Source organism: Candidatus Neomarinimicrobiota bacterium (assembly GCA_016784545.1).
GTDB lineage: Bacteria > Fidelibacterota > UBA8477 > UBA8477 > JABMPR01 > JABMPR01.
The window spans coordinates 22,655-48,082 of record JADHUM010000015.1 but is presented as its reverse complement, the minus strand read 5'-3'; the positions used below and the strand labels follow the sequence as shown (position 1 = coordinate 48,082).

At 43.4% G+C, this 25,428-nt stretch carries 15 protein-coding genes; 8 read left to right on the top strand and 7 right to left on the bottom strand.

Features of this window, described 5'->3' with window-relative positions; genetic code table 11:
* Positions 1 to 1,394 precede the first annotated feature (1,394 nt).
* From ISR87_05165 to ISR87_05140, 6 genes are all read left to right on the top strand, one after another.
* Entirely contained in the window at positions 1,395 to 2,201 is an 807-nt protein-coding gene (locus ISR87_05165; GenBank protein ID MBL7024827.1) for a DUF11 domain-containing protein, read from the top strand.
* Between the two features lie 86 nt (positions 2,202 to 2,287).
* A complete protein-coding gene (locus ISR87_05160) occupies positions 2,288 to 4,072 on the top strand; it encodes a DUF11 domain-containing protein (protein MBL7024826.1) in 1,785 nt (594 codons plus the stop codon).
* 66 nt (positions 4,073 to 4,138) lie between these two features.
* Entirely contained in the window at positions 4,139 to 10,825 is a 6,687-nt protein-coding gene (locus ISR87_05155; protein ID MBL7024825.1) for a DUF11 domain-containing protein, read from the top strand.
* On the top strand, positions 10,818 to 13,913 hold the full coding sequence (locus ISR87_05150) for a hypothetical protein (GenBank protein MBL7024824.1): 3,096 nt from the start codon (positions 10,818 to 10,820) through the stop codon (positions 13,911 to 13,913). The genes ISR87_05155 and ISR87_05150 overlap by 8 nt, the downstream gene beginning before the upstream one ends.
* A 116-nt stretch (positions 13,914 to 14,029) precedes the next feature.
* Complete coding sequence (locus tag ISR87_05145) at positions 14,030 to 14,890, top strand: DUF72 domain-containing protein (GenBank protein MBL7024823.1); 861 nt, start codon at positions 14,030 to 14,032, stop codon at positions 14,888 to 14,890.
* Between the two features lie 74 nt (positions 14,891 to 14,964).
* Complete coding sequence (locus tag ISR87_05140) at positions 14,965 to 15,921, top strand: M28 family peptidase (protein MBL7024822.1); 957 nt, start codon at positions 14,965 to 14,967, stop codon at positions 15,919 to 15,921.
* A gap of 1 nt (position 15,922) precedes the next feature.
* Here the strand turns inward: ISR87_05140 and ISR87_05135 are convergent, their stop codons facing one another.
* The 7 genes from ISR87_05135 to ISR87_05105 all read right to left on the bottom strand — a co-directional run bounded on the left by ISR87_05135 (position 15,923) and on the right by ISR87_05105 (position 22,756).
* Positions 15,923 to 16,984, bottom strand: coding sequence for an FAD:protein FMN transferase (locus tag ISR87_05135; protein ID MBL7024821.1), 1,062 nt, complete (start codon positions 16,982 to 16,984; stop codon positions 15,923 to 15,925).
* Positions 16,985 to 17,073: 89 nt separating this feature from the next.
* Positions 17,074 to 18,294, bottom strand: coding sequence for an NADH:ubiquinone reductase (Na(+)-transporting) subunit F (locus ISR87_05130; protein MBL7024820.1), 1,221 nt, complete (start codon positions 18,292 to 18,294; stop codon positions 17,074 to 17,076).
* Between the two features lie 16 nt (positions 18,295 to 18,310).
* A complete protein-coding gene (gene nqrE / locus ISR87_05125; protein MBL7024819.1) occupies positions 18,311 to 18,919 on the bottom strand; it encodes an NADH:ubiquinone reductase (Na(+)-transporting) subunit E in 609 nt (202 codons plus the stop codon).
* Between the two features lie 10 nt (positions 18,920 to 18,929).
* Entirely contained in the window at positions 18,930 to 19,556 is a 627-nt protein-coding gene (locus ISR87_05120) for an NADH:ubiquinone reductase (Na(+)-transporting) subunit D (GenBank protein MBL7024818.1), read from the bottom strand.
* Positions 19,553 to 20,275 (bottom strand): NADH:ubiquinone reductase (Na(+)-transporting) subunit C, encoded by a 723-nt coding sequence (gene nqrC / locus ISR87_05115; protein MBL7024817.1) that lies wholly within the window; start codon positions 20,273 to 20,275, stop codon positions 19,553 to 19,555. The genes ISR87_05120 and nqrC overlap by 4 nt, the downstream gene beginning before the upstream one ends.
* Positions 20,265 to 21,404: an NADH:ubiquinone reductase (Na(+)-transporting) subunit B gene (locus tag ISR87_05110; protein MBL7024816.1), complete on the bottom strand. Its 1,140-nt coding sequence runs from the start codon at positions 21,402 to 21,404 to the stop codon at positions 20,265 to 20,267. The genes nqrC and ISR87_05110 overlap by 11 nt, the downstream gene beginning before the upstream one ends.
* Positions 21,405 to 21,409: 5 nt before the next feature.
* The gene (locus ISR87_05105) at positions 21,410 to 22,756 is read right to left on the bottom strand and encodes a Na(+)-translocating NADH-quinone reductase subunit A (protein MBL7024815.1); all 1,347 of its coding nucleotides are present in this window, start codon (positions 22,754 to 22,756) and stop codon (positions 21,410 to 21,412) included.
* 294 nt (positions 22,757 to 23,050) lie between these two features.
* Between ISR87_05105 and ISR87_05100 the strand changes: the two genes are divergently transcribed.
* Positions 23,051 to 23,845, top strand: a complete 795-nt coding sequence (locus tag ISR87_05100; protein MBL7024814.1) for a class I SAM-dependent methyltransferase — start codon at positions 23,051 to 23,053, stop codon at positions 23,843 to 23,845.
* Positions 23,846 to 24,096: 251 nt separating this feature from the next.
* Positions 24,097 to 25,419, top strand: coding sequence for a signal recognition particle protein (gene ffh / locus ISR87_05095; protein ID MBL7024813.1), 1,323 nt, complete (start codon positions 24,097 to 24,099; stop codon positions 25,417 to 25,419).
* The last annotated feature ends 9 nt before the right edge of the window (positions 25,420 to 25,428 follow it).

Genomic DNA, 25,428 nt, shown 5'->3' with positions numbered 1-25,428 from the left:
TCAACGTTTTGATGCGTCAATAAGGTAACTAGAGTCTCAATAGCCATGCCAATGGGTTCGAGGATGTCCTAACTTATTGTATTATATGTATATATAAAAGATAGTGCTCTCCGAATGGAGTTGAAAATGGAGCAGGTTTCGATATAATAGAATATCATAATGATATACAGACTTAAATATCTCAGAAATACGGATTTCAACCAAAATAGGATCGTCTGCGGTCAAGAGGGTATGGGGTAAAACAAGCACGTCTAGAGGAACGTAGAACATTGGATGAAGGATTACATGCTGGGAGAACGGGGCTAAATAACAGCTTAAAATAAATGATAACAATGGTGAAGGAAAAATAGATGGGGACTGGTATATCAACATCATAAAAACAAAAGTTCCAAGTCGCGGCTACAAATTGTGGTATTGAGAGATTGTGAAGCGAGTGCAAAAAAGATTTGGTAAGTATGGTAATAATACTAACGTTACTTACGTAAAAGCAATTATTACGAAGTGCAAATAAATAAAACAGTTTAAAGAAGGTTAATAAATTGAGTATATTTTAGATATTATAAAAATTATTGAAATTATTTTTATTTGATTCTGGGTGATTTAAAGTGATAGGAGGGTGCGTGAGAAGTGCCGAAGTGGCAGGATTGTGGATCATGAAGGATAGTAAAATAATCCCAAATCTGCATGGAAAGGCCTATATACATTAAATTCAGCCATAGAAGATTGATATCTCTAAACATGGCAAATAGAATACTACCTAGTGGTCCTCCCATACAGGTGTTTTTCCTCCCGGGATTGAAAATAATGACAGAATTTCTCATAAATATTAGGCACCAAATTCGAGTGCAAAAAATTTATCATTAAAATGCTAATGGCAACTAATAAATATAGCATGCAATAACAGCATAAAAAATCAGCTTAATGTCAACTCTAAATTGACCAGATTAGACAGTGGCAATTTGAGGAATATTATCCTCATTTTAGCACAATTCCACAAATTAAATACATCACAACTGAGTGTTTGAATCCCCAAAAATGGGTTAAAAATAAGAGACAAAAATATGCTTATTCTCGAAATATCTCTCTGGATATGCACAACGCAAAATTGATGAGAAATTCACAAAAGTGAATCAGATTGATATTTAAAAATTCTTAAAATCCTTACTCAGCAATGGCCTCAGATGGCATAAATCTGATGTGACAATATTTGGCATCATTTATGGCGATGTAATATAAATATGCTAATGATGCCACATCCTGTCAAGAAATTGTGACACGTCAAATCGACCTTCTATAAAACCATTTAAAAAAATACCCATAAATACAATAATAACAGTATATAAAGTGATGCTTTTACTGGTGGCACATACTTTGACTTATATAAGGAAGAGAATATGAGAACGAGAAACGAAACATACAGTAGCCAAATCATGAGAGAGAGAAATTCTGTTTCTAAAAAAGTGAATTGGCTGAAATCCTCTGAGAACGATTATGCTGGAGCGAATGCTAAAACCAGCAGTCTAACTGGTCCTCAGAAAACTAGAAAAACATCGGTTCAAAATCCAACTGGTCAGATGATTATATCCAATTCTGATGTGACAATTCTCACACCAGAATCGGTTAAAAATTCGGCTCTGAACGCATCAGAAAAACAGAGTGCAAAGATATATCAGGGTGTTGGACAAATAGAGCTGAGGGAGAGAAAAATGAAAGATGTGTTAGGCAATATATCAAAATACGCAATATGTGCCATTATGACTCTTTCGCTGGCATTGGGGCAAGGAACTCCAAAGCTGGACATCCATATCTTGGATCAAAAAATCAACCTATCAGAAGCCGAAAAGAAAGATGCTACTCTGATTAGCTACTTCCCTGGAGACACGTTGCGATATTTGCTAACTGCCTCAAATACTGGTGATGGCTTGATGAAAAATCCTGAGATTGTGGATCCAATTCCAGCAGGTGTGACATATGTCGCGAAGAGTGCAACAGGTGACGATACTGAGATCACCTTCTCGATGAATCAGGGCAGTACCTACATGGCCTGGCCTCCTTACTACACTGTGAGGAATTCAAAGGGAATCCTGGTTAAGCGTGAAGCAACACCAGAAATGATCAGTCATATCAAGTGGAGTATTTCAAAAGATCTCACCCCTGGTGAAACATCAACCATGGAATTTCTAGTGGTGGTGAACCAATGACCCATTCAACAATATTTAAAAACGATTCCACTATGGGATCAAAAAATATGAAACAACAACAGAAGCTAACAAAAGGAGGGTTTAAAATGAAACCTACACGCTTCTTAATCGTTGCTCTTGTCCTGATGGGATTAGTTGCAACAGCCAGTGCCGTCACAGAAGAGGGCACTGTTATCTCAAACCAGGCCTTTGGTAATTACAAAGATGCCAATGGTAATGACATGGCTCAGGTCCAGTCACTTGTGGTGACAACCACTGTGAGCCAGGTTGCTGGTGTGAGTCTTGGTAGCAACCTTACCAGTCCAGTCTCAGCGATGGACTCAACCCTGTATGCCGTCACATTATCGAATACTGGTAATGGTAGCGACACCTACACCATTGGAGCTACAGGCGCAGCAAATGATGGTGGTACTTATGATTTTTATGTGTACCACGATGCTGATGCCAGTGGAACCATAAATACTGGTGACACGGAAGTAACCAGCTCAGGTGCCGTTGCATTCGAGGGTAGCTATGACCTGTTGATTAAGGTTGTAGACGTAACTTCTGGTGGTGGGAATCCTGGTGAGGAGCACGTTGTCACATTGACAGCAACATCTGCTTTTACCGTAGATTCAACAGCCACAATTACACTTACCTCAACCGTGCAAGCTGCAACAGTAACGGGTGAAACTACAATCATTGGTGACAATACACCTGCTCCAGGTGAGCCAATTGTGTACGAGTCATGTTTCACGAATGGTGGTTCTGAGATTGCTTATAATCCTGTGTTTGTTACTATCATGCCAACAAATACCACTCTGGATTTGACATCTGTAAAGATCAATGGTGGCAGTGCTGTAACCATCGAAACTGATGGAACACCACCATACTTCTACGACGTCCCAACGAGAACCCTGACACTGCAATTAGCAGATCTTGGTTTTACAACTGGTGTCGATGATGAGGTCTGTGTTCAGTTTGCTGCCATAGTTGATGCTCCACTGGCTGCAGGCGAACCCATTGGATTCCCAGCTGACAATCCAAAACTCACCTATGAGAATGAAGGTGGGGACGAGTATCCAGGTACAGTGCCAACTACTGATCCTGTTACTTTCCCTCCAGGTGGAGTTGTAGTTGATCAGACCTATGCTGTCTCTCTGGACAACGGCGGTGTGAATGCTCCTTATACATATACTGGCGATCCCGGAGATACGCTGATCTTTGACTTTACAGTTACCAATGATGGTAATGGTACTGACAATTTCACATTCGACGATACAACAGATTATGTAACTTGGGTATTCTACGCAGATACCGATGAAGATGGTGTCCTCTCTGCCGGTGAAAAAACTGCAGGGCCAGTTACTGAAACTGGAAATATGACTTCCGGTTTGGTTGTCTACTATATAGCAATTGGTACCATCCCCGTTGGAACAGCTGATGAAGCAACCGATACAAGTATCATCACTGCCATCTCACAGGGTGCGCCGGGAACAGTTTCTGGAACTGATACAAACAGTACAACCTGTACTGCTCCACTTCTGACTCTGGTAAAATCAGTGACCCACGGTGGATTCACTTACTTTAATGGTGATGCCAATGAAGCCGCACCTGGTGACACTCTGATATATACCATCCTGGTTGCCAATAGTGGTACTGGTGTAGCAACTACAGTAGTTGTGACTGATGCCATTCCTACCAACACGACTTATGTCGCTGAAAGTATGACCATCGATGGAACTGGTGATGATGATGCTCTTAATGGAGCAGGTGACGAAGCCTTCAAGGCTGCAAGTTCTGTAATCTTCGACTTTGACTCGATTGCTGCTGTCACAGGCGGAGATGATACAGATCAGCGCATCCTGACTTTCAAGGTCACCGTAGACTAAGGTTATCGAAGGTCAGTAAGTGATTTTTAGGTTCAAAACCCTCCACACGAATCCCGTGAGCGGTAGATGAGACGATTCCTCGCCTTAGTCTCCCTCATGGGGGCCGTGGTTTTTGGTCAGGTTCCAGTTGGTACCGAGATCATAAATGTTGCCCAGTCATCCCATCAGGATGGTAGCGGAACAACATTTGTGGGCTCTTCAAATGAGATCGTAACGATCGTATCTGAAGGGTATCAACTGGCAATCTCCAAAACCGCTAGTGCATCTGTAATTGCACCAGGCGAGAGTTTGACCTATACAATCACTGTTACAAATACGGGAAATACTTCCCCTGCACCGTTTACTATCACGGACACCCTGAGCTCCGGTCTTGATATCATTTCAAGCACACCTGAGGTCAGTGTATCAAATCAAATAGCAGTTTGGAACGTCGCCAGCATCGCTGGAGGCCAGACACTGGTATTTGAACTTGAAGTTCTGATTGACGAAAACCTGCCCGCCGATGAGGTCGTATCGAATACAGCCTGGTTGGCCGTTCCTGATGGTTTTCTTCTAGCTAGTGAATCAGCTGATGTAAACATTGGTGCACATTCAGATCTATTGATTACAAAAATAGTAAGTGAAGATGTATCTGCTATTGGAGATACAGTTCATTATAGTATTAGTGTATACAATACTGGCAATATCCCATCAACTGAAACAATCATTAATGACGAATTGCCAGAACACATTTCATTTGTAACTGCATCCCACGCGGGAGCATTTGTGGATGGTACCGTGTCCTGGAATGTTGGCGAAATGATGCCGGGAGACACCATTAATGTCTCCCTCGATGTTATTGTTGATGCAAGCATGCCAGCCAATGCAGGCTTAACCAACACTGCATCAGTTGAGAATGCACAGGGAGTTTCAAAAGAAGCTTCAGTTCATTCATTTGCAAATCCCTGGATTCAGACCATTAGTAAATGGGCTGCTGATGAGGAATATGCTTTTGGTGATACCGTTGAGTTTACGATTACTATCGATAATACTTCACCGGATCCTGTGCACGCCATCTCAGTGCATGATACACTTCCAGAACCTCTGGAATTTGTATCTGCATCTCATGGTGGCTCAATTGAAAACGGCGTAGTTGTCTGGCCGTCTTTTGGTACTTTGATTGCTGGGAATGTTATAACCCTGAATGTCGTTACAACTGTCGGCTCCCTTCTGGAAGCCAGACCTGAAATCACAAACAGAGCTTGGATCTCTACAGCCAATGCTGGAACCAGCTGGGGTGACCATATTGTGTCACTGGCTGCTTTCCCAGAATTGACATTAGAGAAACGATCATCTGCAACTGTCCAGGCAGGGGATTCACTGGTTTACACATTTATAATGAGTAATACTGGAAACTCAATGGCTCATGATGTAGCCTTGATTGATACCCTTCCCGCACATGTTTCCTTTGGTTCAACCTCTGGTGATTTTACCTACGATGAAGCTTCTCACAGCATTCTCTGGAATGTGAATGAGATTGCCTCAAGTGCCACTGATTCTCTGAAACTGGTCACTTATGTTGACTATCCAGTAGTCGATGGTACCATGCTAGAAAATACTGCACACCTATCTTGTGTTGAAGGAAGTGTGTCCCATTCTACATCCATTACTGAAATCTTTTCAGCTCCAGGATTATTCCTGGATATTAGCGGAACGAGAACAGTACTGGCAGGTGACACTATCCGACTCGCCCTTGATTATCGCAATTTGGGAACCGAAACAGCCACCGGTGTTGTTCTTACGGATACACTGGGAACTGATCTGGAATATCTCAATGCGTCACGAGAACATACTTACGATCCTGAAACTGGAATTATTACCTGGAATCTAGAAGATCTGACTCCTGGTGATAATGGTGTCATAGACATTACAGCTAAGGTTCCAGATGATTTCGTTGGAAAAGCTGTCATTCCTGTTTCTGGTTTGCTAAGCTGTGATCAAGGTGAGCAAAGTATAGATATACACATGGTTATTGTACGTGCTCCTATTATGAACATCGTACTCATAGGTGATACTTCTTTCATAGAAGCAGGTGAATTTATCCAATATGACCTCTCTTTTGAGAATCAGGGTGATACCACTGCAGTTAACGTTGTCGTTGTAGACTCACTGCCAGCAGATGTTGAATTCATGGGTGCCTCCAATGGTGGTGTCTATGATTCTACCAGTCACTCCGTGACCTGGAATGTTGGTGATCTCGAACCGGTTCAAGGGGAACGCACAGCTGGAAAATTCAGCGGTGCCTCTTCAAGTGAATCAAGTCGTCTTTCAAGAAGAAGTGAACCTGCAAACGAGTTTACCATTGATGTAAGGGTTGTCTACCCACTACCCAATGGTATGGAATTACCAAACACTGCCTACATCTATGCAGATGGGGTTTTACAAGCTACAGCTACCTGGTTAGCCATCGTAGTGGCTGCTCCTGAATTTGTATTTACAAAAACTGCAGATCTGGAAGTCTTCCCCGGCGATACTGTCAATTATCAAATTGCTGTGGCCAACTGGGGGACCGACCATGCTAGTGGAGTCAGCATTCTGGATACACTCGATTCTCGAGTTACCTTCCTGAGCGCAACTGGGACCTACATCTATGATGAAGCCTCGCATTCACTTTCCTGGTATATCGGACCGCTGAACGTTGAGCAAGCTGAACACTTTAACATTACAACTACTGTATCAGACCTGTTGGGTCACGGTGAACAAGTTGGAAATCGCGCCTGGTTGGTTTCAAATGAAACAGATGCCATTCCAGCTGAAGCACTTACAACCAACATTCTTCCGCTCAGTATCGTTGTAGATGCACAGCCCAAAACTATTCTTGGAAATGGTGCTGCTACATCAACTCTGTCAGCTCATGTTTATTCCTTCCTGGGCAATCCTGTTCCAGATGGTGTAAATGTGAACTTCTATACTGACTTTGGAACTATTCCCGACTCAGCTCAGATCACATCAACCATCGATGGTGTGGCTTATAGTACATTGGTTGCTGATACAGTTACCTTCGAATCTGTTGTAGCAACTCCTTATGCCAGAGCCGTTTTTGCACCAACCGAATGGGCTGATGACACAACCCAAGTCACCTTTATTATCGGTGCCTTTGATGGGATTATCTTCAATTATCAAGGTATTCCCCAAGAAAATGTAAGAGTCGAATTGAGAACCGTTGCTACCGGGGCCCATGCTGGGCACGATAGTACGGACGCCAACGGCTACTATCTCATCCCAATCTATAGAGACGATCTGTATCAGATTATCTACACTTTGATTGGCGATAATGGTATTCCTTATGAGACTGTACAGGAAATAGAGATTAATACACCAAGTGAAGGTTCATTGGTCACCAATCTCAATTCTGTTTCCGGTTGGATTTATGATGAGCTTACTGGAGAACCCATCCCTGAAGACAGTATTCTGATTATCGTGAATGGTGAAGTGATTGATACTACTGGTACACTGGGCAAAGCTTCAGATCATCATATGACGGATTCAACTTATACTGATACCACTGGAAGATACTTCTTTACTAACCTGCTACCTGGTACCTACAGCTTGGAAGTTGTCTACAATGGAATCAGTTCATATAGCGATGGTGGGCTGGATGTTAATTTAACCACTCCAGGACTATATGTTGTGAATGCAAATGTCACCCTGAGAAGTTCACCCTTCTACATGGTGAAAAAGGTAGACCAGATTGAGGCCGCAGTTGGAGACACCCTCCACTATAGCCTGAATTTTGGTACACAGGATATTACGTTTATTGATTCAGTATTTATAACCGATTACCTCCCCAATGGGCTGGAGCTAATCGCGAATACAGTTGTTACTGATGCGAACACGAATTACATCGGTCTGGACCCCATCACCAATGAAATGAACTTCACAAGAAGTGGAATTCAACTTGGTGACTCACTCCATATTGATTTCGAGGCTAAGATCACTATAGATGCTGGTCTCGGATGGATTGAGAATAGGGCACTGATTGCAAGTACCATCGATAGCACATGGAGCAATAGAAATACAAATTCGCAAGCGAAAACCAAGATCATCTTCCCCTTCCTCAAGGTTACCAAGCAGAGCAATCGTCGAGTCATAGAAATTGGCGATGTCGTTACTTATACTGTGAATATTTCCAACACCAGTACTGATGACATTGTCCATGATTTTGTGGTTGAAGATGTGCTGCCATATGGCTTTAAATTCCGTAAGAATACCTCATATTTGGATGGCTCAAAAATAGCCGATCCAAATGTTCAGGAAGCAGTCGGTAAACGTCTGGCAATGACCTGGACAATCGGTGATACCCTACAACCAGGTGAATCCTTCACGATGAAGTACCGCATTATTGCTGGTATGAATAGCCGCGAGGGAACCAACACCAATGAAGTCATGGCCAGAGCACACACCCTCTTAGGTTTTCCTGTGATTTCCAATCTCGCCACTGCCGATGTAGTCGTGAAGCCAGGTCTGTTTAGTGACCGTGGTCTCATCATCGGTAAGGTCTACTATGACAGCAATGCCAACGGAATCCATGATGAGAACGAAGAGACTGTGAAAGATATTGAGCTCATTATGGAAAATGGTGCCAGGATCCTCACAGATGAATATGGAAAATACAGTGTTCCTGATGTGGAAGCTGGTATGCATGTTATCCGGGTTAACGAACGTACTCTCCCAGACTTGAGCGAGATCATTCTCGATTCTCCAGATTATTTAGGTGATACTCAGAGCAAGATGGTAAGAGTCGCTGCAGCAAGTATTGCCAAATCGAATTTTGCTCTACGCCAAGTTTCAGTACCTGGCAAAATAACCGGTACTGCCTTCTACGACATGAACCGTAATGGTATTATGGATCCAGATGAAGAAGTTCAATCTGACCTGGTTATGGTCTTGAATGATGAAAAAGCCACCATGACCGATAGTCTTGGTAGATTTACTTTCAATAAAGCAAGTCTGGGTGACCTGACCCTGCGCATTGACGAGAGCAGCTTGCCTTCTTATGGGAGACTCTTCTCAGTTGATTCTACCGTTGATTCTCTGGGACTACCGGCAAATTTGTGGAACGTGACGCTGTACTCAGGCGATAGCATAAACATCAACATTCCACTAGAAAAACTTGAACTTTTCAGTGTCCTCAGCAAAGAGTCAACTCTGGAAATGAAAACAGAGATGCTCACTGAAGAATTTAGACTCCTCGTATACAAACCTTGGAGCCTCCTGATCAGAATCGGTTTTGTTTCTGGTTCCGCAACTCTGCAGAGTGAAATTTTTAATGAACTGAGAAATGTTGGCGATTTGATGAAATGGCAGACCCAGATCAATCTCGATATCAAGGGTCATACAGATCATCTCCCAGTAGCGCCTGGAAGTGGTTTTAGAGATAATCAAGAACTTTCTGAATCCAGAGCAATGGCCATCAGAACCTATCTGATACAAACAATGGGCATCAGCGAATCTCGCATTTCTGCCGTTGGTATGGGCGCCTCAGAGCCAATCGCTGACGGTGGTACTCCAGAAGGGCGATCACTCAACCGTCGTGTAGAAATGGTGTTCTACAATGCAGCTGAAGACGATTCTGAATTCAACCAACTCGAGTTCATGTATGACATTAATTACACAGGCGAAATACCTGTTCGCAGCGTACGTTTTCACCAAGAATTACCTCCAGGTTTTATCTATAAGCCTGGTACCGCCATCCTTGATTCAACCAAGCTGGAACCCATTGTCAGTGGTGAATCACGAGATATCTGGAGCTTTGGTGACTGGGATGCTGAGAAACACACAAAATTTGATGCAGCTATGAAACCAGATGATTATGAATTAGTTCAGAATACTGGTATAGTTGCCGCTCACCTTGAACTCATGGATGAAGACGGAAACCTGATTCAGACCGATACATTGGAAACTCGCATCTCAACCCTGGTTGAAACCCTGTCCTTTAACATGATCCTTGAGGGGACACAGTTTGATGTTGGATCTGCAGATCTTAAACCTTCGGCCGAGCCAAGCCTTCGCAAACTGGGTGACTTCCTCTCATGGCAACCAGATATCGAAATCGTCATTGAAGGTTTTACAGACAATCGTGGTAGCATGGAATTCAACATGCTGCTGTCTGATTGGAGAGCCATCAGTGTCAAGAATTTCCTCCTTGAAAATTACAACCTGAATCCTGAGAATATTCATACTCACGGCTTGGGTCCTCACTATCCTGTTGGCGACAATGAAACCTGGGTTGGTCGCGCAACCAACCGTCGAGTCGAAGTACTGGTGAATGCTGAAGTGGGTGAAGCTGCCTTACTGGAACTTGATGTGATAAAAGAATCATTGAAACAAAAAATTGTTATTCCTGTGGACGCCTTTGAAAGTATGTCACCTGATTCTGCCTTAGGCATTCCAGCTAACCAGTCATCAACCCTTCTGCTGAACATGAGCTATCCAGCCTATGCTACAGCCGATTCTATCTCTATTACACTAGCGCTTCCTGCTGATTTAGAGTATGTTGATGTTGCAGGTACCTTTAAAACTTGGGGTCAGACACTTGAATCTGGTGGCCTGGAAGTGGTCTCACCGGTCAAACTACATGCTCCTGAAGGTGTTGTAGGCCTAAGAGAACTCTTCATGAATGTTCAGCTGTTCAAAGGAGGACAACCACTGTCCAGCAATATTGAGAAAGTATTGAGAGTAAATTTACAAGAATCGGAATCCGGCAATGAATAGACTGTTTTCAATACTGGCTGGTCTACTCCTATCCACCACACTTTTTGCTCAGATACTCATGCTGGAGCCAAAAGACAATGCCGTGAGCAAACTGAATAATATATCAGTCACTGTGGCTGGAAAAGCAGGATCACCTGCAACATTATTTATAAACGATGTTGAAGTGGCCAGTGAGATTATAAGAATTGATGGTTTGTTGGATTTTCTAAGTGTTCGAGTGCCTGCTGGACCAGTTACACTCCGCGTGGAAGCATTAGGTGCCTCAGAGCGAACCTTCACAGTTGAGAAAAAGATTCACGTCCTGGGACCTCTGGGACAGATTAAAAATGTTTCTGGAGATATCATCCTGCCTGCCGATGGAAGAAGCATTGGTAACTATAAATTTGAATTATCCGATGAATGGGGCTATCAGCTCCACGATGTGAAGGTGGTAACCTTGAGACTTTCATCAGGAACCTTGATTGATAAAGATTTTGATGAGCATAGCACGGGACACCAGGTGCAAGCGGTTGCAGGCTATGTTTCGCTTAGCATCCAGGCTGGAGACGAACCCACTGAACGTTCGACCCTAGATTTTCAGGCCGGAGGCTATAGCCAGCAATTCAATGTCAGCTATACCATTCCAGAAGAACCTTTTCTCCTGGTTGGTGCCGTCAGTGGTAGTATATCTACCCTGGGTGCAGGGCAGGATCCAAACGCTTTGCCCCATTTTGGCATCATTAACAGGAATAACACCCAACTGGGTGATAATGTGCTGGTAGGCGGACGAACCGCCTTTTATGGCAAAGGGAGTATCAAACCTGGTCTCCGACTGACAGCCTCTCTGGATACAGATAGAGGGTATCTCGATCAACTCTTTGTAGATGTTGATCCCCAGGAACAATATCCCTTATTTGGTGATGCAAGTACCATCACATTCGACGCACAATCCAGGTCAAAACTTTTTGCTAAACTTGAACAGAATGAATCCTTTGTCTTGCTCGGTGATTTTAATACCAGCATGACAGATAACGAATTTACTGCCTATAACCGAACCTTCAATGGTTTGCTGGGTTCCTATCTCTATGAAAATCATGAGATTCAAGTTTTTGCAACTGCGACTGATAGATCTATGGAGCAGGAAGAAATAAGGGGTGAGGGTATTAGTGGTTTCTACTATCTTAACCATGGTAGCATGACGCGTTTCTCCGAAAAAATACGTATTGTCACCAAAGATAGATATCATCCAGAGACTGTACTGGAAACCAAAAACCTCACCCGCTTTTTTGATTATGAAATCAACTACGTCGATGGAACATTGATGTTTAAACAACCCGTCGCATCTCTTGACGGAGCAGGGAATCCAATTTTTATTGTGGTTTCCTATGAATATCAAGGTTCAAATACCCGATCCTGGATCGGTGGATTCCGTCATAAGAGCAAACTAGGCCCAGACGGAAAAATCAATGTGGGTACCACCTTTCTCACCGAAGAGCGTGCCACTGCAAACTATATGCTTTATGGTGTGGATGCCACGGTACCTGTAAACGATATGATTACCGTTTCTGCTGAATTAGGTCAATCCCGTAATCCCAATGATTTTGTCGATAGCATCTCTGTGGGGACCGCAATCAAGACAGAAATACAGGTGCACAATGCCTACCCGGGATTAAATGTAAAAGGCTACATCCGCAATGTGGGTGATGATTTTGTGAATGCCTCACAGGTAGGGGCTGGAACTGAGCGCGGATCATTCAAATATGGTTTAAATGCAAAATATGACTCCAAAAAATACGGTAAAATCACATCAGAGTATTATGATCAAACCGGATCCCTGGGTACCGCCAATACCATAGATAGTCGTGTGTTTAACATGCATGTCGCACGTCAAGTGAGGGAAAATTCAACGCTTAAATTGGGCTATGAAAATGCACTCCGGGAAAAGTATGATGCATCAGACAGTCTATTGACTAAAGACTATTCCAATCTTCTCAAGGCCCAATATGATGTACTGCTCCTGGACCATATCAAGGCTGTATTTGAGCATGAACAAAATTTGACGCTTACCAATAGAACCAAACCTACCAATTCAAGTGTTGGACTGGTTTATCCCATAACGGAGCAACTCGAGGTTTATTGGAAATACCGCTTTATCCAGGGTACTGGAGTGAATCGTCAGAGCGTCCTGGGTTTTAGATCCAGTGTGGGTGAAAACACTGATATTGAAGGTAAATATGAAATCGGTGGAATTACTGGAGATCAGCGTAATAGGGCCACGTTGGGTTTGAAAAACAAATGGTACTTGCGTGAGGACCTGGTTGTGAATGTCTCCCTGGAAAATACAGCTACTGTAGATTCATTTGAAATTCCAACAACAAGTCACCAGGCCATGGCTTTATCGTTCGAGTATCTCCCTGAGATGCCCTGGAAAGCCATTGGTAAGTATGAGGTTAGAGACGACGCCAATAGTCTCCAACGTGTAATTACACTGGGTGGGGATATGCGCATTTTTGCTGGGTTCGGTGCCATCGCAAAATTAGATCACTGGGAAAATAGATACAAAGTTGGCAATATGGGCTCTCAGACCCGTGAAAACTATCAGGCTGGTGTGGCATATAGACCGCAGGATTCTGATCAAATTAATGCCCTGGCCAAGATCGCTTACGTCTCAGATCGGAACAGTCAGATTGCCATTCCAATACGTCAGGATCGCTACATATTCTCAGTTCATTCCTACTGGCAAATTGATAGGAAAATTGGATTAGCATCGAGATTTGCTACCCGCTATGTATTGGATGATGATGCTGTTTTTGATGAAAGTATCAGCACCCAGACCTATTTCTTCCAGTCAAGGGCCGAGTATGCATACACCAATGAATGGAGTGGTATTTTCGATGCACGCTATATCTATATGTCGCCAACCAGTGAAGGCGCATTCGGTCTCGCTGCAGAGGTCGATTATCTTGTTTATAAAAACATTCAACTCGGTGTGGGGTATATTTTAAAGAACTATTCAGATGCTGATTTTAGCTTCCTGGACTACCAGTACCACAACCTGTATTTTGCACTTCACGCCAAATTCTCTGAGGATATTTTTAACTGGCGTTAATTTCCTCAGTTTAATACAACTGTAAGCGAAAAATAAAGCAGGTAAATGGGTGGTTTGTTCAAAGTCATTCTATTGGTCTTCTATTCGATTTTGCAGAAATTTATCTATCTTCTCTCATGGCCGGACACTTACACATTGGTACCTGCAGTTGGAAATACCCTTCCTGGGAAGGCCTGGTGTATACTTCAAACAAGCCCGAGAACTTTCTGCAGGAATATGCACAAAAGTATAAGTCAGTGGAGATCGATCAATGGTTCTGGTCACTTTTTGGAATTGATAAAGTTGTGCTACCTAAAGCTGAAGTGGTCCAGGAATATGCGAGTTCAGTACCCGAGGATTTTCGATTTGTCATAAAGGCCCCTAATAGTCTGAGTCTCACACACTTGTACAAAAGTCATTCAGCTGGTGAACTGGTAGCAAACCCCCATTTTTTATCTCCAGAGCTTTATAAGGCCTTTCTTGGTACGCTGGGGGCTATTCATCCTCAGATTGGAGCTATAAATCTCCAGTTCGAGTATCTCAATAAACTCAAAATGCCATCTCCTCAATTATTTTTCGAACAACTCGTTAATTTCTTAAAATCAATTGACACATCCATACCCCTGTGCATTGAATTAAGAAATCCAAACTTTCTGAATGACGGATATTTCAAGATTTTGGCTGAACATAACATAGGCAACACCTTTTGTCAGGGATACTACATGCCTGGTATACAAGAAGTATACACCAATCATGCACACCTCCTCCATGGAACCTCAATTGTTAGGCTCCTTGGTCCTGATCGACAGGGTATTGAGAAGACAACCGGAAAAAAATGGGATAAGATTGTTGCGCCCAGGGATTCAGAAATTCCAGGGATTGCCCGTCTCGTAAGAAAAATGGTGGATCAATCTGGCATGGATGTCTATTTGAATGTGAATAACCATTATGAAGGCTCGGCGCCTATAACCATCGAAAAATTGCTTCAATTTCTATAAATCTCAGGTTTTTCCATTGCCATTGTGACATGGAGAATTAAGCTGAAGTGTCACTATCATAAATGGGGAACCGAATGCAATCACAGTTACAAGTTGATGTTGAAAGATTAGCCTCGCCAGGCTCACGCAAGGTGGGAAGCTCTGGACATGATCAGGCAGCAGTGTATTTGAAGGAACGTATGCAAAGTGCTGGTCTTGAACCATATCTTGAGAATTCCTATGAGTTGGCATATCAGGTTGAATCAACTCAATACAAAAATCTTGCAGGAGTGAGGGTAGGATTAGATAGATACTTAAAGCCAATGCTGCTTGTGGCCCACTATGATACATGTGGTGACCAACCTGGAGCCGATGACAATGCTGCCGCCATCGCCATCTGGTTTGACGTTTTGGAGGCGTTGACGAGAGTCAATTTGCAAAGAGACATTATATTTCTTTTCCCAGATGCTGAAGAACCCCCACGCTTTTTATCCGAACACATGGGCTCCACAAATTTCTACGAAAAACAGCTGAAGCACCCCATCCATGCCGGGCTGGTTCTGGATCTCGTAGGTCACGATATCCCTCTGGAAGGATTGGAAGAACTGCTCTTTATTTTTGGTGCAGAGAGTCACCCTGAAATAGCTGATATCTTAACGACTGCCGAATTACCAGATGGGCTAAAAAATATTGCCACCTTGAATCGCTATGTGGGAGATCTGAGTGATCATCACGTCCTTCGGGAACATGGTGAACCCTATCTGTTTTTTACGTGCGGGCGTTGGGAACATTATCATCAGCAGAGTGATGTACCAGAGCATTTAAACTATGAGAAAATGGCCAGGATTAGCCAGTATCTGGTTTCAGTTATTGAAGCCTTGGATTCAAGGGTATTAAACGAGAGTCGGACTGATTATGACCCGGTGGATATGGAGCTGTTTCTCCTCAAGCGTGCCCTGGGGTCCTATTTGAATCACCATGGTATTCCCATGAGCAATAGGGATGATATTCAGAATTTTGTGCTAAACTGGATACAACAACACCAGCTATAGATTAGTCAAAAATATACTTTTCAAAACCGCTGGTCATGAACTCCTTGAACGATCCATCTGTTTCACGCGTGATGAGTAAGCCTTCCACATCGGTCAAATTTTCCAGCCAAATTAACCCTTCTTCCTGACCCATCACCATGACTGAAGTGGACATACCATCAGCTAGGAGACAGGTATTTGCGATAACGGATACTGAGGCCAGATTGTGAGCGATAGGAGATCCAGTGCGGGCATCGATGGTGTGGGAAATGCGTTTGCCCTCAACTTCACGATAATTGCGATAATCTCCACTGGAGGCGATAGCTTTACCAGTCAATTGGATCACATGTTGAAGATCAGCCCCCGTTGCGCCACCAAGTGTCGGTCGATCTATACCTATTTTCCAGGGTTCTCCCTCCTTATTAAAACCCTGTGTCACGATTTCGCCCCCAATTTCTACAAAAATGTTTTCATGACCCCTCTCCCTGAGTAAATTAGCGATATAGTCAGATCCATCCCCCTTGGCGATGGCGCTCAGGTCGATGGTAATTCTTGGATCAGATTTTGTCAGTGTGGAATCCCCAACTTTCAATTTATCACAACCCGTTAGTTGCAGCCAGGAATCGATTTCCTCAACAGTAGGAAAGCGATTTTCTCCAGGTTCAAATCCAAATCCAAAGAAATTTACTATGGGCATGACGGTAATATCAAAAGCTCCATTTGAAGATTCGCAAAAGTCTTGGCCAGCTTTTACGACCTGAAGCAATTTATGGGATACTGGAATGGGGTAGATACTCTGATTTCGATTAAAACGAGAAATTTCACTCTGGTCTTCATAAGTGGACAGAATTCGATTAAAATCCAGGAGTACGCTATCTACACTGGTTGCAATTGCACTGCGACCCATGGCATCAATGGGGTCCCCAACGATAATGATGTGATATGTGGTTCCCATGGTTGATCCATTAAAGGCAAACTCTGAGAAGTTGACACCATTATCACCGCAATTGTTCAGGGAGAAGGAGAGACAAGCCAACAATGCGACAAAAATGGATTTCGAAATGAGATGAATTTTTGTTTTCATGGGAAAGCCTCCTAATTGTCTTAAAATCTAACAAAAAGGTCCGGATAACCCGAACCTTTTATGTTATTATTTTTTAAAGCGGTCCCGAATTAGAAACTATCGTAGTCGATCATCTCTTTTTCAACACCCATATTGTACAGCATATTGTCTACAGCATCCACCATCATGGGTGGTCCACACATGTAATATTCGATATCCTCGGGTGCTTCATGATCACAGAGATATTTATCCTGGACCACTTGATGAATGAATCCAACTGGGCCATCCCAGGCATCTTCCTTCAAGGGGTCTGACAAGGCGACATGATAGCTGAAATTCGGAAATTCTTTTTCCAGTGCTTTGAACTCATCATCGTAAAACATCTCACGTTTTGACCGGGCACCGTACCAGAAAGAAATTTTCCGCTTTGTCCGTTGGGTCTTGAGGAGATCAAAGATATGGCTACGCATGGGTGCCATCCCCGCTCCACCACCAACATACAACATTTCACGGTCGGTTTCTTTGGCAAAAAATTCTCCATAAGGACCACTAACCATGACCTTGTCACCTGGTTTTAGGTTAAAAATATAGGAGGAGGCTAGTCCAGGAGGAACATCCATTCCTGGGGGAGGACTGGCGATACGCACATTGAGCATCACAATATTCCCCTCTGCTGGATGGTTGGCCATTGAGTAAGCTCTAAAGATGGTTTCATCCAATTCGGAGTGATAGCGCCACATATTGAACTTATCCCAATCACCTCGATATTCATCCTCGATATCGAACTCTGAATAATCCAATTTATGAGGAGGAATATCAATTTGAATATATCCGCCAGCACGAAAATCAAGATTTTCGCCTTCAGGTAGCCTGACTACAAATTCTTTGATGAAAGTTGCCACATTATTATTGGAAACAACCTCGCACTCCCATTTCTGAATATTGAAAATCTCCTCTGGGATACGAATATCCATATCAGATTTAACTTTGATCTGACAGGTCAGACGAACGCTCTCTTTTATTTCAGTGCGGGTTAGATGGGGTTTTTCGGTTGGTAACACTTCACCACCACCAGACTCAACTACGCAGGTGCACATACCACAAGTTCCACCTCCACCACAGGCAGACGGAAGAAAAATCTTTTCAGCAGCCAGGGTTTGAAGCAGGGTTGCTCCAGCAGGGGTAGTAATTGATTTTTCATCATCACCATTGATAAGAATCTTCACATCACCAGTAGCAACCAACTTGGATGTGGCATAATTTAAAATAACTACCAGCACCAATATTATACCTGTAAAAACGAAGGTACTAAGCAGAATTAAACCAAGCATGCTCATATTTCCTCCTTTACAGACTTATGCCGGAAAAACTCATGAAAGCCATAGCCATGAGTCCAGTGATTAACATGGTGATACCTAATCCGCGTAAGCCATCAGGTATATGCGAATAGCGAAGTTTCTCTCGAATGGCTGCCATGGCAGCAATGGCCAGGGCAAAACCTGTTCCTGAACCAAGCCCAAATACGGCTGATTCAACAAAGGTATATTCTCTTTCTACCATAAAAAGGGAAGCACCTAGAATGGCACAGTTTACGGCTATGAGGGGCAGGAAGATACCAAGTGCACTATAAAGACTGGGGCTGTACTTGTCTATGATCATTTCCACCAGTTGAACCAGGGCTGCAATCACAGCGATATAGGATATGAAGCCCAAAAAGCTTAGATCGACATTTGGAAGACCGGCCCAGGCAAGTGCTCCAGGAGCCAAAAGATAATGATGCAATGCCCAGTTCGTTGGAACCGTGATGACCTCTACAAAGATTACAGCTGCACCAAGCCCAATAGCCGTATCAACTCGCTTTGAAACCGCCAGGAAGGAACACATTCCCAGGAAGTATGCCAGGAGGATATTATTGACGAAGACTGATTCAACGAATAAACTAATTAGATTTTCCATCATACTCCTCCTAGTCCGCAACCGTGCCGGTTATTGTGCGTTGCACCCAGATAAGTAGTCCGAGTAAAATAAAGGCTCCTGGGGCTAACACCATTAAGCCCATATTTTGATAGCCTGCTGCATAGGCAGCATCAGGAATTAGCTGGACTCCAAGCAGGGATCCAGATCCCAATATTTCGCGGCCAAAAGCCACTGCAATCAGAAACATGCTGTAACCAAGACCATTCCCAAGTCCATCCAAAAAACTTGGCCAGGGTTTGTTTTGGAGTGCAAAGGCTTCTGCTCTTCCAAGTACAATACAGTTGGTAATAATCAGTCCGACAAATACACTCAACTGTTTACTGATATCATACAAGAAAGCTTTCAATACCTGATCTACCAGAATCACAAGTGTGGCCACAATGGCCAGCTCAACAATAATTCTGATATTTGAAGGAACTTTATTCCTGATTAATGAGATCAACACATTCGAAAATGAGATCACAACAATCACAGCGATGGACATCACAATAGCTGTTTGCATCTGCACCGTTACGGCGAGAGCAGAGCAAATTCCCAAAACTTGTGTTGCAATGGGGTTGTTGTCCATGAGTGGATCTTTGAGAAATACCATGTTCTTTTTACTTAATAGACTCATGACGAACCTCCCCGTATAATGGTGAAGTAGGGCTCATATTTTTCCAGAGTTGTTTTGATAAATTCATTCAATCCGTTACCTGTTAGAGTAGCGCCACTGATACCGTCTACCTTATGCTCGATACCTTTATCGCCATCTCGAATTTTTCCCTTAACCACTTCGATTGAGACAATCTCACCAGCACTATTTCGAATGGTTTTGCCCTTAAAGTTTGAGGTAAACCACTCCTTGTCAATTTCGCCACCCAGACCAGGCGTCTCCGCATGGCTGTAAAAGGTGATACCTTTTACCGTGTTGAGATCATTTTCAAGCGCGATATAACCTTTAACCGTGGACCAAAGTGCCTTGCCCTGGGTGGGTAGACAATAGGCCACAATTTCACCATTTTCCCTGCGGGTATATACAGGCAACAGACCTGGATTTTTTCTGGGATCAATATTCTCAGCCTTCCGACCTTCAACCAGCTGACCTTTTAGATCTACAACGAAAGTGGTTACATTCTCATCATAGAGTGAAAGTAGTTTGGCTGGCTCTACATCGTGGCTCTCAACCAGACCAAGGACACTCAAAATATTGTACTTTATATCCAGCTGGATATTTTGATCTTGACGCTCCTTGAGCAGGGTCGCTGCAGAAGCCAGCAATATGCTGCACACCATGGTTACTGCTGCTGCAAAACCAAGTGTGTATGCTTTGGTAATACGAGGCTTACTTGCCATAATTCAGCCTCCTTTTAATGTTTGCCTGAACCACGAAGTGGTCAATCATGGGCGAGAATACATTTCCAAATAAAATGGCCAACATCATGCCTTCTGGATATGCCGGGTTGAAAACTCGGATCAGGATGGCCATGACACCGATTAAAATTCCATAAGCCCATTTACCTGCATTGGTTCCAGCAGCAGATACGGGGTCGGTAGCCATGAATACCATACCAAACATGAAACCACCCATGACTAAATGATAATGTGCAGGCAAGCTTCGCATACCTCCAGCAACATCACCACCAAAGAACTGGACTATTAGTGCCATACCATAGGCTCCCAGAGTTGTAGCCAGCATGATACGCCAGCTTCCAACACCAGTAATAAGCAAAATGGCAGCTCCAATCAGGATGGCGATGGTTGATGTTTCACCAATACTACCCGGGACAAATCCGAAAAACATATTACTCAATGAAAAACCTGCGCTGTTCAGTGCTTCTACTGCCGGTCCCGTTGAGGCTGCAGCTGCAGCCAGGGGTGTTGCTCCGGAAAATCCATCCACTGCTTTCCAGACACTATCCCCAGAAATATTTCCAGGATATGTGAAAAAGAGAAAAGCGCGAGCGGTTAATGCCGGGTTCAACAAATTCATACCCGTACCACCAAAGACTTCCTTGCCGATGACCGTTCCAAATGAAACAGCAACAGCAACTTGCCAGAGTGGAATGGTGGGGGGCAGGGTCAGGGGCAGTAAGATACCCGTGACCAGGAATCCTTCATGAATGTCATGGCCATTGATATGACCAAAGATCATTTCCCATCCCAGACCTACGGCATAGGTCACCACAATAATGGGGAGCAATTTTAGAAAGCCAAACATAAAGGCAGCAAATAATCCCTCTACACCGGCCTGAGCACCCACATTGTAAGCGCCAACCAGAATACTAGGCACCAGGGCGAAGATAACAATGCCCATAAAGCGCTTCATATCAATAGAGTCTCTGATATGAGGTCCAGTTGTCGTACCATGACCTGGTGTAAATAACATGGTGTTGAAGGCACCAAACATGGGATGTACAATCTTGAAAGGACCTTCCTTAATCTTTAGATCCAGTGTGGCTAAGAATTTTTGGAGAGCTTTCATTTCGATCAACCCTCCTTTTCCATGGTTTCAATACCCTTTAGAATGATATTTCCAAACTCAATCTTCGAGGGACAGATGTAACTACACAAAGCAAGATCCTCCGGGGCAACTTCATAGATGCCTAATTGTTCCATGAGTTCAATATCCTCGACCAGAATGGCTTTGCAGAGATGGACCGGTAACACATCCATGGGTACAACTTTCTCGTATTCACCAGTGGAAACGAAAGCTCGTTCTTCACCATTCATATCAGTAGTGGGAGAGAGTTTCTTTTTGGGGGTAAGTTTTGACAGAAACATGGGCCAGAAACTGTTGGCGTTTATTCCCAGTCTTAACCATCCAAAAAATCGCCGACCCTCAAGCTCAGGCACAACCGTGATCATATCATCGTAAAAACCTACAAATCCTCGAGATGAGCTTTTAGCGCCAGTGAGGACATTCCCAGAAATAACACGCTGGGTGCTATTGTTCAGAGCAACATCGACAAGATCACTTACCAGAGCACCTTCAGTACCAGTGACATAGTGTCGTTTCTCAAGCTCTGATCCGGTTAATGCGTATGTTTTGGATCCTGGATATTCCCCGGTACTTAAAAACCTACCGATCTGAGAAACGTGACGGGGAGACAAGTACCATACTTTTTCACCAGCTTGAATACGATCGACATGATGGATTTGAACACCAACATTTCCTGCTGGATGGGGACCTGAAAACTCGTGCAGCTCTACACCTGTTATGTTGGAGAAAAATGCTTTGGTACGAGCTGAGACAGAGAGATGGATTTTCCCATCTGTCAGCTTTGAAAGCAATTGAATTCCCAGCTGAAAGTTCTTTTCCTGGCCTTCCAGGAGCATATCAGATTCTGCCTGGAGAGGAGCCGTGTCCACAGCCGAAATGAAAATGGATTTGGGTGAAGCATCCGAAGTAGCAATTCTGCTAAAAGGCCGTTGCCGAATTGTAGGCCAGAGTCCGCTGTTGAGTAAAATTCCTTTGACCTGGCTGGTTGAGAGGGCTTTGACCTGGTCTGCAGTATAACTATCGAATTTTTCAACAGAATCTCCAGCTACATCAATGATGACGCGTTGAATCACTCGTCGCTCTCCACGGACCACTTCGCGAACCGTTCCAGCAGCTGGTGATCTAAAAAGAATCTCAGGCTTCTGCTTATCAACAAAAAGTATTGATCCTCGGCTGACTGTATCTCCCGCTTCGACTTTCATGGCAGGCCGGAGCCCTCGAAAATCGATGGGTTGGACTGCAACCGCTGTGGTTTTTGGGGCTTTTTCTATACGTCGCTCGGCACTGCCTTGCAGCGCTATGTCATAGCCCTTTTTAAGTTTAAACACTCCCATTAGAATGTGTCTCCGTATTGGTTTTATTCACTTTGATGGTGGCTTGTTATCTGAATACAAGCTCTCTGAAGTGAACCCATTTTCGAACGGTTTTATGTACATTTTCATAGCGCACTTGTCAAGATGTTCATTTAGGCTTATATATATTAACAAAATATATGCCATAAGAATTCAATATATTTCAGAATGACTGCTAAGTGACAATTATGCCTAAGAATTGTAACAAAATAGTTGGCAAAATAGTGCTGAGCTAATTACTCATTTCTTCTGTTTTCAGGGCGACTATATTGAACAATGGCAATCACACATCTCAAACCAGAATCCTACCCAACCTGGAAAGAATATTACTGGACCTATCAGAATAAATTAGCTGAACTCCACTACCTCCCCCTTTTTGAAGCGTGGGGGGTTCCCATGACAGGTAAGAAAGTGTTGGATGTAGGGTGCGGAGATGGTGGGTTTACAGCTGCTCTCGCTGAAGCAGGGGCAATCAGTACTGGGGTGGAGATCAGGGATTTTGGATGGGAGAAAACCCATGCCAATTTGCGGTTTATCCAACAGGATATCCTTGCAGATGATGCCCAGTCAATTCTGGGAGATGATTATGATATTATCATTCTCCGGGATGTCATCGAGCACATATCCCTGGAGCGTAAGCACGAGTTTATGAATGCTTTACGGAAATTCACCTCATCAAAGGGCATCATTTTAATGAGCTTTCCACCCTTCTATTCTCCCTTTGGTCTACATCAACAAACGTTTCTGAAATCTCTGTTAAAAAAACTGCCTTATCTGGGCTGGATTCCAGGCTCATTCCTCGACATTCTACTCAAGCTGTTGGGGGAATCCGATAAAGCTCGAGCCGATGTAAAAGAGATTCGTGAATGTCGTATGACCATCAGAAGATTTAAGAAATTAGTGAAAGAACTAAACTACTCCATTGCCAATGAGAAATATTATCTGATTCGACCCTCGCATGAGTTGCGCTATGGGTGGAAATTGAGAGAATCCCGGCTGGCCAAGATACCCATATTGAGAGAGATATTTATTTTGGGGTCGGTGTTTAAATTATCAATAGGTCAAGAATAGTTTCCATACAATTCCTGCCCAAAACTTTGTTCGCCCCAAGATTAAAACCATCTGCATACCTCAATGAATTGAACAAAAAATTAATTCCAAGTCCAAAAATTCCACGACATTCAAATATCCATGAAACTCATTGACCACCCCTGGTCGGTCGTCTATCTTCGGCGGCTTTATGTCAATGCTATTTGCTGTATATATATTGTATTACATAGATTGCATAGAGCCCGTAGTAGACAAAGTAGGAAAATGGAGTCATGCTAGAACAACTGTCACAAAATCTGGAAGGCATATTTAAGAAACTTCGCGGTCAAGGGAAGTTATCTGAAGCCAATATTTCAGACGCCATGCGGGAAGTTCGTCGTGCTCTGCTTGAAGCTGATGTCAACTACAAAGTCGTTCGAACTTTCATCAACTCCATAAAGGAAAAAGCTCTCGGTTCTGAAGTCCTGCGTTCTATCACGCCAGGTCAACAAATCGTGAAGATCATCCATGAAGAATTGATCATCCTCCTGGGAGAAAAAACAGCAACTCTTGAACTGTCAGGAAATCCAGCCATCATCCTCTTGGTGGGTCTCCAGGGTTCAGGAAAAACAACCACATCAGCAAAACTGGCAAGAAATTTACGGAAAAGCGGTCGACAACCACTCCTTGTGGCTTGTGACGTTTACCGTCCTGCAGCCATAACCCAGCTTCAGGTACTTGGGAAACAATTGGATATTCCTGTTTACGCAGACGAAGGTAATCTTGACGTTGTTCAGATTGCACAGGCTGCCATCAGGGAATCTGTGCGTTACCCTGCCAATGTGGTAATTATCGATACTGCTGGTCGATTACATGTTGATGCAGACATGATGGATGAAGTAAAACGACTGCAACAAGCCCTGAAACCTGCAGAGACTCTGTTTGTGGCGGATGCCATGACAGGACAGGATGCTGTAAACGCAGCCGGTACCTTTGCAGAATCAGTGGATCTTACAGGTATTATCCTTACCAAACTTGATGGTGACGCCCGTGGTGGTGCAGCTTTGTCTGTACGTGAAGTCACTGGAAAACCCATCAAATATATTGGTGTTGGTGAGCACCTGGACAAGCTGGAGACATTCCATCCGGACCGAATGGCTGGTCGCATTTTAGGGATGGGAGATATTGTTTCCCTTGTGGAAAAAGCTCAGCAAGATATTGATGTCGATGAAGCTGCAAAACTTGAAGAAAAAATGCTCAAAAACACCTTCGATCTGGAGGACTTTAAGCAACAGTTAAAACAGCTGAAATCCATGGGGCCAATAGGTGATTTAATGTCTATGATCCCCGGTGTAAAAGGAATAAAAGATGTTGATATTGATGAAAAAAGGTTGACTAGGATTGAAGGAATCATTAACTCTATGACCCTTGTGGAAAGGCGTCGTCCGCAGATACTTGATGGAAGTCGTCGAAAAAGAATAGCAAGAGGGTCTGGGACAAAGGTTCAAGATGTGAACCAGTTGATTAAGCAGTTCCAGTCCATGCGGAAGATGATGAAGAAATTTGGAAAAATGAATAAAAGGCAGTTAATGAAAAATCTGCCTATGGGATTTTAAGGAGAACAC

What these genes read in the sequence shown, in the direction of transcription:
- ISR87_05165 (MBL7024827.1), top strand. Translation starts at nt 1,395, where the DNA reads ATGAGAACGAGAAACGAAACATACAGTAGCCAAATCATGAGAGAGAGA.
- ISR87_05160 (MBL7024826.1), top strand. Translation starts at nt 2,288, where the DNA reads ATGAAACCTACACGCTTCTTAATCGTTGCTCTTGTCCTGATGGGATTA.
- ISR87_05155 (MBL7024825.1), top strand. Translation starts at nt 4,139, where the DNA reads ATGAGACGATTCCTCGCCTTAGTCTCCCTCATGGGGGCCGTGGTTTTT.
- ISR87_05150 (MBL7024824.1), top strand. Translation starts at nt 10,818, where the DNA reads ATGAATAGACTGTTTTCAATACTGGCTGGTCTACTCCTATCCACCACA.
- ISR87_05145 (MBL7024823.1), top strand. Translation starts at nt 14,030, where the DNA reads ATGGCCGGACACTTACACATTGGTACCTGCAGTTGGAAATACCCTTCC.
- ISR87_05140 (MBL7024822.1), top strand. Translation starts at nt 14,965, where the DNA reads ATGCAATCACAGTTACAAGTTGATGTTGAAAGATTAGCCTCGCCAGGC.
- ISR87_05135 (MBL7024821.1), bottom strand. Translation starts at nt 16,984, where the DNA reads ATGAAAACAAAAATTCATCTCATTTCGAAATCCATTTTTGTCGCATTG.
- ISR87_05130 (MBL7024820.1), bottom strand. Translation starts at nt 18,294, where the DNA reads ATGCTTGGTTTAATTCTGCTTAGTACCTTCGTTTTTACAGGTATAATA.
- nqrE (MBL7024819.1), bottom strand. Translation starts at nt 18,919, where the DNA reads ATGGAAAATCTAATTAGTTTATTCGTTGAATCAGTCTTCGTCAATAAT.
- ISR87_05120 (MBL7024818.1), bottom strand. Translation starts at nt 19,556, where the DNA reads ATGAGTCTATTAAGTAAAAAGAACATGGTATTTCTCAAAGATCCACTC.
- nqrC (MBL7024817.1), bottom strand. Translation starts at nt 20,275, where the DNA reads ATGGCAAGTAAGCCTCGTATTACCAAAGCATACACACTTGGTTTTGCA.
- ISR87_05110 (MBL7024816.1), bottom strand. Translation starts at nt 21,404, where the DNA reads ATGAAAGCTCTCCAAAAATTCTTAGCCACACTGGATCTAAAGATTAAG.
- ISR87_05105 (MBL7024815.1), bottom strand. Translation starts at nt 22,756, where the DNA reads ATGGGAGTGTTTAAACTTAAAAAGGGCTATGACATAGCGCTGCAAGGC.
- ISR87_05100 (MBL7024814.1), top strand. Translation starts at nt 23,051, where the DNA reads ATGGCAATCACACATCTCAAACCAGAATCCTACCCAACCTGGAAAGAA.
- ffh (MBL7024813.1), top strand. Translation starts at nt 24,097, where the DNA reads ATGCTAGAACAACTGTCACAAAATCTGGAAGGCATATTTAAGAAACTT.